Annotated in this window: 10 protein-coding genes and 1 pseudogene; 6 read left to right on the forward strand and 5 right to left on the reverse strand. The window is 50.3% G+C overall.

All coding sequences use genetic code 11. The features are described 5' to 3' along the window. Positions 1 to 30 precede the first annotated feature (30 nt). Genes xanQ through ghxQ form a run of 3 tightly spaced genes read left to right on the forward strand, consistent with a single transcriptional unit; the run spans position 31 to position 4,168 of the window. The gene (gene xanQ, locus C4F37_RS14690; RefSeq protein ID WP_001280192.1) at positions 31 to 1,431 is read left to right on the forward strand and encodes a xanthine/proton symporter XanQ; all 1,401 of its coding nucleotides are present in this window, start codon (positions 31 to 33) and stop codon (positions 1,429 to 1,431) included. Between the two features lie 17 nt (positions 1,432 to 1,448). Further along, positions 1,449 to 2,765 (forward strand): guanine deaminase, encoded by a 1,317-nt coding sequence (gene guaD, locus C4F37_RS14695; protein ID WP_001539542.1) that lies wholly within the window; start codon positions 1,449 to 1,451, stop codon positions 2,763 to 2,765. Positions 2,766 to 2,800: 35 nt separating this feature from the next. Next, positions 2,801 to 4,168, forward strand: a complete 1,368-nt coding sequence (ghxQ, locus tag C4F37_RS14700) for a guanine/hypoxanthine transporter GhxQ (RefSeq protein ID WP_094255751.1) — start codon at positions 2,801 to 2,803, stop codon at positions 4,166 to 4,168. Positions 4,169 to 4,203: 35 nt separating this feature from the next. On the opposite strand, the pseudogene C4F37_RS14705 reads toward ghxQ, so the two are convergent. Both C4F37_RS14705 and ygfT read right to left on the reverse strand, forming a co-directional pair. After that, positions 4,204 to 4,465, reverse strand: a pseudogene (locus C4F37_RS14705) (4Fe-4S ferredoxin). Then, positions 4,465 to 6,384, reverse strand: a complete 1,920-nt coding sequence (gene ygfT / locus C4F37_RS14710) for a formate-dependent uric acid utilization protein YgfT (RefSeq protein WP_001363023.1) — start codon at positions 6,382 to 6,384, stop codon at positions 4,465 to 4,467. The pseudogene C4F37_RS14705 and the gene ygfT overlap by 1 nt, the downstream one beginning before the upstream one ends. Positions 6,385 to 6,819: 435 nt before the next feature. Between ygfT and uacT the strand changes: the two genes are divergently transcribed. Both uacT and yqfG read left to right on the forward strand, forming a co-directional pair. Beyond that, complete coding sequence (gene uacT, locus C4F37_RS14720) at positions 6,820 to 8,268, forward strand: urate/proton symporter UacT (RefSeq protein WP_001539546.1); 1,449 nt, start codon at positions 6,820 to 6,822, stop codon at positions 8,266 to 8,268. A 1-nt stretch (position 8,269) separates the two neighbouring features. Then, on the forward strand, positions 8,270 to 8,395 hold the full coding sequence (gene yqfG, locus C4F37_RS14725; protein WP_001539548.1) for a protein YqfG: 126 nt from the start codon (positions 8,270 to 8,272) through the stop codon (positions 8,393 to 8,395). Here the strand turns inward: yqfG and C4F37_RS27355 are convergent. Further along, a complete protein-coding gene (locus tag C4F37_RS27355; RefSeq protein ID WP_120795390.1) occupies positions 8,392 to 8,463 on the reverse strand; it encodes a protein YqfH in 72 nt (23 codons plus the stop codon). The two genes, yqfG and C4F37_RS27355, sit on opposite strands and share 4 nt — an antisense overlap. A 54-nt stretch (positions 8,464 to 8,517) precedes the next feature. Between C4F37_RS27355 and idi the strand changes: the two genes are divergently transcribed. Then, entirely contained in the window at positions 8,518 to 9,066 is a 549-nt protein-coding gene (gene idi / locus C4F37_RS14730) for an isopentenyl-diphosphate Delta-isomerase (RefSeq protein WP_001774038.1), read from the forward strand. Between the two features lie 42 nt (positions 9,067 to 9,108). On the opposite strand, the gene lysS is transcribed toward idi, so the two are convergent. Together lysS and prfB are read right to left on the reverse strand one after the other, a co-directional pair. After that, the gene (gene lysS, locus C4F37_RS14735) at positions 9,109 to 10,626 is read right to left on the reverse strand and encodes a lysine--tRNA ligase (RefSeq protein WP_000003071.1); all 1,518 of its coding nucleotides are present in this window, start codon (positions 10,624 to 10,626) and stop codon (positions 9,109 to 9,111) included. Positions 10,627 to 10,635: 9 nt separating this feature from the next. Beyond that, a protein-coding gene (gene prfB, locus C4F37_RS14740; protein ID WP_001701073.1) for a peptide chain release factor 2 occupies positions 10,636 to 11,734 on the reverse strand; the annotation gives its coding sequence in 2 pieces (ribosomal slippage) (positions 10,636 to 11,658 and positions 11,660 to 11,734; 1,098 coding nt in all). Positions 11,735 to 11,801 lie beyond the last annotated feature (67 nt).

Consider the following 11,801-nt stretch of genomic DNA (forward strand, 5'->3'; position numbering starts at 1 on the left):
GATCAAATTTACTTTAAAAGGAGTGAAGGGATGTCTGATATAAACCATGCAGGTTCTGACCTTATATTTGAACTGGAGGATCGCCCTCCCTTTCATCAGGCTCTCGTAGGTGCCATTACCCATCTGTTGGCAATTTTCGTTCCGATGGTAACCCCCGCGTTAATCGTGGGTGCGGCCTTACAGCTTTCCGCTGAAACAACTGCCTATCTTGTTTCTATGGCGATGATCGCCTCTGGTATTGGTACCTGGTTACAAGTAAACCGCTACGGCATCGTCGGTTCTGGTTTACTTTCAATTCAGTCAGTCAATTTTTCATTTGTTACGGTCATGATTGCGCTGGGTAGCAGCATGAAAAGCGACGGTTTTCACGAAGAGTTAATCATGTCGTCGCTACTCGGCGTCTCCTTCGTTGGCGCATTTCTGGTTGTCGGCTCTTCTTTTATCCTGCCCTATTTACGTCGGGTTATTACGCCTACCGTCAGCGGCATTGTGGTGCTGATGATCGGCTTAAGTCTGATTAAAGTTGGCATTATTGATTTTGGCGGTGGTTTTGCAGCTAAAAGCAGCGGTACGTTCGGCAATTACGAGCATCTCGGCGTTGGCTTATTGGTTTTGATTGTGGTGATCGGCTTTAACTGCTGCCGCAGTCCGTTGCTACGCATGGGTGGGATCGCCATTGGGCTATGTGTCGGCTATATCGCATCGTTATGCCTGGGCATGGTGGATTTCAGCAGTATGCGCAATTTGCCGTTAATCACCATCCCGCATCCGTTCAAATACGGCTTTAGTTTTAGCTTCCATCAGTTCCTGGTGGTTGGCACGATTTATCTGCTTAGCGTGCTGGAAGCTGTCGGCGATATCACCGCCACAGCAATGGTTTCCCGCCGCCCCATTCAGGGGGAAGAGTATCAGTCCCGACTGAAAGGCGGCGTGCTGGCAGATGGTCTGGTTTCTGTTATCGCCTCCGCTGTCGGTTCATTACCATTAACCACGTTTGCGCAAAATAATGGGGTTATTCAGATGACTGGCGTCGCTTCACGTTATGTCGGGCGAACCATCGCGGTAATGCTGGTTATCCTCGGCTTATTTCCGATGATTGGCGGCTTCTTCACGACCATTCCCTCAGCAGTTCTGGGAGGCGCAATGACGTTGATGTTTTCCATGATTGCCATCGCAGGGATTCGCATCATCATCACCAACGGTTTAAAGCGCCGTGAAACGCTTATTGTCGCCACGTCTTTAGGTTTAGGGCTTGGTGTCTCCTACGATCCCGAAATTTTTAAAATATTGCCAGCCTCTATTTATGTATTAGTTGAAAACCCTATTTGTGCTGGCGGGTTAACTGCGATTTTATTAAATATTATCCTCCCTGGTGGCTACCGACAGGAAAACGTTCTGCCTGGTATTACCTCAGCGGAAGAGATGGATTAACAGTAAAGGAGTCAATGATGTCAGGAGAACACACGTTAAAAGCGGTACGAGGCAGTTTTATTGATGTCACCCGTACGGTCTATAACCCGGAAGAAATTGCCTCTGCGCTGCGGTTTATTGAGGATGGTTTATTACTCATTAAACAGGGAAAAGTGGAATGGTTTGGCGAATGGGAAGACGGAAAGCATCAAATTCCTGACACCATTCGCGTGCGCGACTATCGCGGCAAACTGATAGTACCGGGCTTTGTCGATACACATATCCATTATCCGCAAAGTGAAATGGTGGGGGCCTATGGTGAACAATTGCTGGAGTGGTTGAATAAACACACCTTCCCTACTGAACGTCGTTATGAGGATTTAGAGTACGCCCGCGAAATGTCGGCGTTCTTCATCAAGCAGCTTTTACGTAACGGAACCACCACGGCGCTGGTGTTTGGCACTGTTCATCCACAATCCGTTGATGCGCTGTTTGAAGCCGCCAGTCATATCAATATGCGTATGATTGCCGGTAAAGTTATGATGGACCGAAACGCACCGGATTATCTGCTCGACACTGCCGAAAGCAGCTATCACCAAAGCAAAGAACTGATTGAACGCTGGCACAAAAATGGTCGTCTGTTGTATGCGATTACGCCACGCTTCGCCCCTACCTCATCTCCTGAACAGATGGCGATGGCGCAACGCCTGAAAGAAGAATATCCGGATACATGGGTACATACCCATCTCTGTGAAAACAAAGATGAAATTGCCTGGGTGAAATCGCTTTATCCTGACCATGATGGTTATCTTGATGTTTACCATCAGTACGGCCTGACCGGTAAAAATTGTGTCTTTGCTCACTGCGTCCATCTCGAAGAAAAAGAGTGGGATCGTCTCAGCGAAACCAAATCCAGCATTGCTTTCTGTCCGACCTCCAACCTTTACCTCGGCAGCGGCTTATTCAACTTGAAAAAAGCATGGCAGAAGAAAGTCAAAGTGGGCATGGGAACGGATATCGGTGCCGGAACAACTTTTAACATGCTGCAAACGCTGAACGAAGCCTACAAGGTATTGCAATTACAAGGCTATCGCCTCTCGGCATATGAAGCGTTTTACCTGGCCACGCTCGGCGGAGCGAAATCTCTGGGCCTTGACGATTTGATTGGCAACTTTTTACCTGGCAAAGAGGCTGATTTCGTGGTGATGGAACCCACTGCCACTCCGCTACAGCAGCTGCGCTATGACAACTCTGTTTCTTTAGTCGACAAATTGTTCGTGATGATGACGTTGGGCGATGACCGTTCGATCTACCGCACCTACGTTGATGGTCGTCTGGTGTACGAACGCAACTAATAATAAAACTTTAACATCCTCGTGAGGACATCATTATGTCTGGAGACATCCTACAAACACCGGACGCACCAAAGCCACAGGGCGCGCTGGATAATTATTTTAAAATTACCGCTCGTGGCAGTACCGTTCGTCAGGAAGTACTGGCTGGCTTAACGACCTTTCTGGCCATGGTTTATTCCGTTATCGTCGTTCCGGGAATGCTGGGCAAAGCAGGTTTTCCTCCCGCAGCTGTGTTTGTTGCCACCTGTCTGGTCGCGGGCTTCGGCTCGTTGCTGATGGGGTTATGGGCCAATTTGCCAATGGCGATTGGTTGCGCTATTTCCTTGACGGCGTTTACCGCATTCAGTCTGGTACTCGGGCAACAAATTAGCGTTCCTGTCGCACTGGGCGCAGTCTTTCTGATGGGCGTCATCTTCACCGCTATTTCCGTAACCGGTGTGCGTACCTGGATCTTACGTAATTTGCCGATGGGGATCGCTCACGGTACAGGTATCGGTATCGGCCTGTTTCTGCTGCTGATTGCTGCTAACGGTGTGGGAATGGTTATCAAAAACCCGATTGAAGGCTTGCCAGTGGCGCTCGGTGCCTTTACCTCCTTCCCGGTGATGATGAGCTTACTGGGGCTGGCGGTCATCTTCGGTCTGGAAAAGTGCCGCGTACCCGGCGGGATCTTGTTGGTGATTATTGCAATTTCGATCATCGGCTTAATCTTTGACCCAGCGGTGAAGTACCACGGTCTGGTGGCAATGCCAAGCCTGACTGGCGAAGATGGTAATTCTCTGATTTTCAGCCTCGATATTATGGGCGCACTCCAGCCAACTGTACTTCCGAGTGTACTGGCATTGGTGATGACCGCAGTGTTCGACGCCACTGGCACCATCCGTGCCGTCGCCGGTCAGGCGAATTTGTTGGATAAAGACAACCAGATCATCAACGGCGGCAAAGCCCTGACCAGTGACTCAGTAAGTTCAATATTCTCCGGCCTGGTGGGCGCAGCGCCCGCGGCGGTTTATATCGAATCAGCGGCAGGAACCGCCGCCGGGGGGAAAACCGGTTTAACCGCAACCGTGGTTGGTGTGTTGTTCCTGATGATTCTGTTTTTATCACCGTTATCGTTTCTGATCCCCGGTTATGCCACAGCTCCCGCACTGATGTACGTAGGTTTGCTGATGTTAAGCAACGTCTCGAAGCTGGATTTCAACGATTTTATTGACGCAATGGCTGGCCTGGTGTGTGCCGTGTTCATCGTTCTGACTTGTAATATCGTTACCGGTATTATGCTGGGCTTTGTAACACTGGTGGTGGGTCGCGTCTTTGCGCGCGAATGGCAAAAGCTGAATATTGGTACGGTGATCATTACTGCCGCACTGGTCGCGTTTTACGCGGGTGGTTGGGCTATCTAATAGATTCTCCGCGCCTTTCAACGCGGAGTTTTTTATCAAAGAGGATTCGCGCCGCTGGCAGCAATACGCTGCTGGCGGATACGCCTGAGTTCTCTTTCAGTCAGCAACTGCAACGCCTGTGTCGGGCAAGATTCAACGCAGGCTGGCCCCTCTTCCCGCTGTTCACAGAGATCGCATTTCACGATTTGTTGCCGGGTATCACCCGGCAATGACTGAAGGGTGAGCGACCACACAGGCCACTTCACAAGTACGGCAGCCAATACAGTCAGCCGGATTAACGATAATTAACGATTTCATCACGATGCCTTCGTATCAAACAGAGTTAACATATCGCGCGCCGCCTGCCTTCCTGCGGCCATTGCAGTGACAACCAGATCCGCGCCATGAACTGCATCACCACCAGCAAAGACTTTTTTCAGATGCGTCTGGGTAGGTAAATACCCGACGTCGCCGGTTTGAATCAGGCCCCATTTATCGAGTTTAATTCCGCTGCCCTGCAACCACGGCATGGTATGTGCCTGGAAACCAAAGGCCATAATGAGAACATCGGCGGGCAATTCAAACTCTGAACCCGCAACCGGACGAGGACGACGGCGACCATCCGGCCCCGGCTCACCCATAGCGGTACGAATCAGGCCCACCGCCGTTAAGCGTCCATCTTCATCACAAGCGATATATTGCGGCTGAACATTGAACTGAAACTCAACACCTTCCTCGCGGGCATTGACCACCTCTTTGCGCGAGCCCGGCATACTGACTTCATCACGACGATACGCACAGGTCACGCTGGCGGCATTAAGGCGGATGGAAGTCCGCAAACAATCCATTGTCGTATCGCCACCGCCCAATACCACAACTCGCTTACCTTCCACATCCGTCAGCGGATACTCTGCAGACTCCGGCAATCCCATGAGCTGGCGGGTATGGGCGGTCAGGAACGGTAACGCCTGAATGACACCAGGCGCATCTTCATGCGGCAGATCTGCTCGCATCATCCCGTAAGTCCCCACGCCGAGGAAAACAGCATCATATTCCGCCGTTAATTCGTTGAAAGAGATATCGCGGCCAATTTCACAGTTAAGATGAAAGTCGATTCCCATTGCGGTGAATATCTCTCGCCGCTGGCTTAATACCGTTTTATCGAGTTTGAAAGGAGGAATGCCAAAAGTCAGCATACCGCCAATTTCTGGATGGCGATCAAAGACATCAACCTGAACTCCCGCGCGCGCCAGAATATCAGCACACCCTAATCCTGCAGGTCCAGCGCCAATCACCGCCACTTTTTCGCTACGGGGAACAACTTTGCTGACATCGGGACGCCAGCCCATCGCCAGCGCAGTATCGGTGATGTAGCGTTCCAGATTACCGATAGAGACTGCGCCAGAGTGATCTTTCAAAGTACATGCACCTTCACAAAGACGGTCCTGTGGACATACCCTGCCGCAGATTTCGGGTAAGGAACTGGTCTGGTGGCAAAGTTCTGCCGCTTCAATAATCTTTCCTTCCTGTACCAGACGGATGTAATCCGGAATAGCGTTATGCAGCGGACAATGCCAGTTGCAGTTAGCTTTTTCGGCACAATAAACACAGCGGTCACTCTCATAAGTCGCTTGTTGTGGATCCAGCCCGCAATAGATTTCGCCAAAGTGGGTTTTCCGTTCACTCGCTGAAATTTTATCTGCGCCTTTACGCGAGTTAACGGGGAGCAACGCTGCACTGCGAGATGGCTGAGCGTCTGATGACGCTTTTCCTGCTGCCGTTTTGCGCTGGCGGGCCACCTTTATCTGCTGCAACCCTTTATCGTCCATCAGCCGTAACGCCTGTGTTGGGCAGACGTCAATACAGGCTTGCGTGCCGGAACTGCGCTGGTTACAAAGGTCGCATTTCTGTGCAATCGTATCGACCATCTCAACGACGCCAAAGGGGCAAGCGATTGCGCATCTTTTACAACCAATACATTTTTGCTCGTCCAGTTGTACGCTATCGGACTGGAAAGTCAGAGCATTAACCGGACAAGCCGTAACGCAAGGGGCATTGTTGCAGTGATGGCAGGCCACCGGATTCGCAGCCTGGCCTTTCCCTACAACGTGGATACGCGGTCGAAAGTCACTGTGACTCAGCGGCCAGTTTTCTTGATTGTGTGCTACCGCACAGGCAATTTCACAGGCATGGCAGCCTATACATTCCGCAGCTTCAGCAGCGATAAACTTATTCATTTGCATCCCTTTCATTTAATGAGTTATGTCTTCTCAAATTTCGCGATGCAATAAACGGGCATATATTAGGTAGCATGACCGTTTTAATTATAATTTTGCAACTGAGTTCAAATTATTGCCCCTCAATCTATGCCGCTTTCATTATTTCAACATTGCCGATCAAAAGAATGCTATCCAGATAAAAACGATTAAATGCGAGAGTGCGACATGCCAGAATGATTAATGAAATATCAATATGAGAAAATTACAGATAATTCCATTGTCAGGTTCTCTTCTCATTTTCGTGGTTTAACCACGATTATGTGATTGCCTCCGCAATTCCTATCTCTAACTCCCCTTCCTCGCAAAAACTGGCACTCCACGAGCATGTGTTTAGACAGTTTCATGAACGTAAACGGTTGCTTTTTACTCTGGCGGGCGAAAGGAGAAACACTGATGAGCGCCATAGATTCCCAACTTCCCTCATCTTCTGGGCAAGACCGCCCAACTGATGAGGTTGACCGCATATTATCACTAGGAAAGCTGATCATACTCGGTCTGCAACACGTCCTTGTCATGTACGCAGGTGCAGTCGCTGTTCCTCTTATGATTGGTGACCGACTGGGCCTCTCAAAAGAAGCTATTGCGATGCTCATTAGCTCGGATCTCTTTTGCTGCGGGATCGTCACATTATTGCAATGTATCGGTATCGGCCGCTTTATGGGGATCCGCCTGCCGGTGATTATGTCGGTGACCTTCGCCGCTGTAACACCAATGATAGCCATTGGTATGAACCCGGATATCGGCCTGCTGGGGATATTCGGTGCCACTATCGCCGCGGGTTTTATCACCACATTATTAGCGCCACTTATCGGTCGCTTGATGCCTTTATTCCCGCCACTGGTTACCGGTGTGGTGATTACTTCTATCGGGCTTAGCATCATTCAGGTGGGTATTGACTGGGCCGCCGGAGGTAAAGGGAATCCGCAATATGGTAATCCCGTTTATTTAGGTATCTCCTTTGCCGTCTTAATTTTTATCTTGCTCATTACTCGCTATGCGAAAGGATTTATGTCCAACGTCGCCGTATTACTGGGGATTGTATTTGGCTTTTTACTTTCGTGGATGATGAATGAAGTCAATTTATCCGGGCTACATGATGCTTCATGGTTTGCGATTGTCACGCCGATGTCATTTGGTATGCCGATTTTCGATCCCGTTTCCATTCTGACCATGACTGCCGTGTTAATCATCGTGTTTATCGAGTCGATGGGGATGTTCCTGGCACTGGGTGAAATAGTCGGTCGTAAACTCTCTTCACACGATATTATTCGCGGGCTGCGTGTCGATGGTGTAGGGACAATGATAGGCGGAACGTTTAACAGCTTCCCCCACACGTCATTTTCTCAAAACGTTGGCCTGGTTAGCGTGACGCGCGTTCATAGCCGCTGGGTGTGCATTGCTTCCGGTATCATTTTGATCCTGTTCGGCATGGTGCCCAAAATGGCGGTGCTGGTGGCCTCGATTCCGCAATTTGTGCTGGGCGGCGCGGGGCTGGTGATGTTCGGCATGGTACTGGCGACAGGGATTCGAATTCTGTCGCGCTGTAACTACACCACTAACCGTTACAACCTCTATATTGTGGCGATCAGTCTCGGTGTTGGCATGACGCCAACGCTCTCTCACGATTTCTTTTCTAAGTTACCGGCCGTACTGCAACCGTTGCTGCATAGCGGCATTATGCTCGCAACCCTTAGCGCCGTTGTGCTGAACGTCTTCTTTAATGGCTATCAGCATCATGCTGATCTGGTGAAGGAATCCGTCTCTGATAAAGATTTAAAAGTCAGGACAGTACGTATGTGGCTTCTGATGCGCAAGCTGAAGAAAAATGAGCATGGAGAATAATATGAATCTTTTAATGCGCGCTATATTCAGTCTGCTGTTGCTTTTTACTCTCTCTATTCCTGTCATTTCTGACTGTGTTGTAATGGCCATTGAAAGTCGCTTCAAATATATGATGCTGCTTTTTTAAATGGTTTTTACCTGTCGACATCCGCTCAAAACGGGCGGTTGTCGATAAACGCTCACTTGGTTAATCATTTCACTCTTCAATTATCTATAATGATGAGTGATTAGAATTACATGTGAGAAATTATGCAAACGGAACACGTCATTTTATTGAATGCACAGGGAGTTCCCACGGGTACGCTGGAAAAGTATGCCGCACACACGGCAGACACTCTCTTACATCTCGCGTTCTCCAGTTGGCTGTTTAATGCCAAAGGGCAATTATTAGTTACCCGCCGCGCCCTTAGCAAAAAAGCGTGGCCTGGCGTGTGGACTAACTCGGTTTGTGGGCACCCACAACTGGGAGAAAGCAACGAAGACGCGGTGATCCGCCGTTGCCGTTATGAGCTTGGCGTGGAAATTACGCCTCCTGAATCTATCTATCCTGACTTCTACTATCGCGCCACCGATCCGAATGGCATTGTGGAAAATGAAGTGTGTCCGGTATTTGCCGCACGCACCACCAGTGCGTTACAGATCAACGATGATGAAGTGATGGATTATCAATGGTGTGATTTAGCAGATGTATTACACGGTATTGATGCCACGCCGTGGGCGTTCAGTCCGTGGATGGTGATGCAGGCAGCCAATAGTGAAGCAAGAAAATTGTTGTCTGCTTTCGCGCATCACAATTAAAAAACCCCGACATTTGCCGGGGTTGTGAGCATAACGTAATGCTTATTTCACCGGACGCATCGCCGGGAACAGAATAACGTCGCGGATGGTATGGCTGTTGGTGAACAGCATTACCATACGGTCGATACCAATTCCCAGACCTGCTGTCGGCGGTAAGCCATGTTCCAGTGCGGTGACGTAATCTTCATCGTAGAACATCGCTTCGTCGTCACCTGCATCTTTCGCGGCAACCTGATCCAGGAAGCGCTGCGCCTGATCTTCCGCGTCATTCAGTTCGCTAAAGCCGTTACCGATTTCACGACCACCAATGAAGAACTCAAAGCGGTCTGTGATTTCCGGGTTAACGTCGTTACGACGCGCCAGCGGAGAAACTTCTGCCGGATATTCAGTAATGAAGGTCGGCTGAATCAGATGTGCTTCTGCCACTTCTTCGAAGATCTCGGTAACGATACGGCCCAGACCCCAGCTCTTCTCAACGTGGATGCCGATAGATTCAGCAATCGCTTTCGCAGAGTCGAAGTTGTCCAGATCCGCCATGTCAGTTTCCGGGCGATATTTCTTGATCGCTTCACGCATGGTCAGTTTTTCGAACGGTTTACCGAAGTCCAGCGTTACGTCGCCGTAGGTCACTTCCGTCTTACCGAGAATATCCTGTGCCAGAGTACGGAACAGCGATTCGGTCAGCTCGATAAGATCTTTGTAATCTGCGTAAGCCATATAGAGTTCCATCATGGTGAACTCTGGGTTATGACGTACGGAAATACCTTCGTTACGGAAGTTACGGTTGATTTCGAATACACGCTCGAAGCCACCGACCACCAGACGCTTGAGGTACAGTTCCGGCGCGATACGCAGGTACATGTCGAGATCCAGCGCGTTATGGTGAGTGATAAACGGACGCGCAGCGGCACCGCCAGGGATCACCTGCATCATCGGCGTTTCAACTTCCATAAAGCCGCGATTCACCATGAACTGGCGAATACCAGAGAGGATCTGCGAGCGCACTTTAAAGGTGTTGCGGGATTCATCGTTAGAGATGAGATCCAGATAACGCTGACGATAGCGCGCTTCCTGATCCTGCAAGCCGTGGAATTTATCCGGCAGCGGACGCAGTGCTTTGGTCAGCAGACGCAGCTCGGTACAGTGGATAGACAGTTCACCGGTTTTGGTTTTGAACAGTTTACCTTTCGCGCCGAGGATATCGCCGAGGTCCCATTTTTTGAACTGCTCGTTGTAAACGCCTTCCGGCAGATCGTCACGGGCAACGTACAACTGAATGCGACCGCCAACGTCCTGCAGGGTAACGAAAGACGCTTTACCCATAATACGACGGGTCATCATGCGGCCAGCAACGGCGACTTCGATGTTCAGCGCTTCCAGTTCTTCGTTCTCTTTACCGTCGAATTCTGCGTGCAATTGGTCAGAGGTATGATCGCGACGGAAATCGTTCGGGAAGGCAATCCCCTGCTCACGCAGGTTCGCCAGCTTCTCACGACGCGTTTTCAGTTCATTGTTAAGATCGACTACCGCGTCAGCGCCCTGTGCGTGTTGTTCAGACATGTTGGTTCCTCATAACCCTGCTTTCAAACTTGCTTCGATAAATTGATCCAGGCTGCCGTCCAGCACGGCCTGCGTGTTGCGGGTTTCTACCCCGGTACGCAGATCTTTAATGCGGGAGTCATCAAGGACATAAGAACGAATCTGGCTGCCCCAGCCGATGTCGGATTTGTTATCTTCCATCGCCTGTTTCTCGGCATTTTTCTTCTGCATCTCCAGTTCATAAAGCTTCGCTTTCATCTGCTTCATGGCCTGGTCTTTGTTCTTGTGCTGGGAACGGTCGTTCTGGCACTGAGTCACGATCCCGGTCGGGATGTGAGTAATACGCACCGCAGATTCGGTACGGTTAACGTGCTGACCGCCCGCGCCGGATGCGCGATAAACGTCGATGCGCAGATCCGCCGGATTGATTTCGATATCGATATCATCATCAACTTCCGGGTAAACAAACGCGGAGCTGAACGACGTGTGGCGACGACCGCCGGAGTCAAACGGGCTCTTACGCACCAGGCGGTGAACGCCGGTTTCTGTACGCAGCCAGCCATAAGCGTAATCGCCGGAGATTTTGATCGTCACGGATTTAATACCCGCCACTTCACCTTCCGACTCTTCGATGATTTCAGTTTTGAAACCACGCGATTCAGCCCAGCGCAGATACATACGCTCAAGCATGCTCGCCCAGTCCTGTGCTTCCGTACCGCCAGACCCCGCCTGAATATCGAGGTAGCAGTCGGCGCTGTCATATTCGCCAGAGAACATACGGCGGAACTCAAGCTGCGCCAGTTTTTCTTCCAGGGCGTCGAGTTCAGCAACGGCTTCGTTAAAGGTTTCTTCGTCGTCAGCTTCTACAGCCAGTTCCAGCAGACCAGAAACATCTTCCAGCCCCTGTTTCATTTGGTCGAGGGTGTCGACAACGGCTTCGAGGGAGGAACGCTCTTTACCCAGCGCCTGTGCGCGTTCGGGTTCGTTCCAGACATCCGGCTGTTCCAGCTCGGCGTTTACTTCTTCCAGACGCTCTTTCTTGGCGTCGTAGTCAAAGATACCCCCTAAGAACGTCGGAGCGTTCCGTGAGGTCCTGAATGCGATTATTTACCGGATTAATTTCAAACATGGTCTGATTTCTTTTATTGAGCTAGTCAAAATGCGGTGATAAGAGCGGGATTGTACCCAATCCACGC

It is taken from the genome of Escherichia sp. R1 (assembly GCF_003000935.1).
GTDB classification, from domain to species: Bacteria; Pseudomonadota; Gammaproteobacteria; order Enterobacterales; family Enterobacteriaceae; genus Escherichia; species Escherichia coli.

Coding starts and splice junctions, on each gene's coding strand:
- ghxQ (WP_094255751.1), top strand. CDS start 2,801: ATGTCTGGAGACATCCTACAAACACCGGACGCACCAAAGCCACAGGGC.
- idi (WP_001774038.1), top strand. CDS start 8,518: ATGCAAACGGAACACGTCATTTTATTGAATGCACAGGGAGTTCCCACG.
- lysS (WP_000003071.1), bottom strand. CDS start 10,626: ATGTCTGAACAACACGCACAGGGCGCTGACGCGGTAGTCGATCTTAAC.
- guaD (WP_001539542.1), top strand. CDS start 1,449: ATGTCAGGAGAACACACGTTAAAAGCGGTACGAGGCAGTTTTATTGAT.
- uacT (WP_001539546.1), top strand. CDS start 6,820: ATGAGCGCCATAGATTCCCAACTTCCCTCATCTTCTGGGCAAGACCGC.
- yqfG (WP_001539548.1), top strand. CDS start 8,270: ATGAATCTTTTAATGCGCGCTATATTCAGTCTGCTGTTGCTTTTTACT.
- ygfT (WP_001363023.1), bottom strand. CDS start 6,384: ATGAATAAGTTTATCGCTGCTGAAGCTGCGGAATGTATAGGCTGCCAT.
- xanQ (WP_001280192.1), top strand. CDS start 31: ATGTCTGATATAAACCATGCAGGTTCTGACCTTATATTTGAACTGGAG.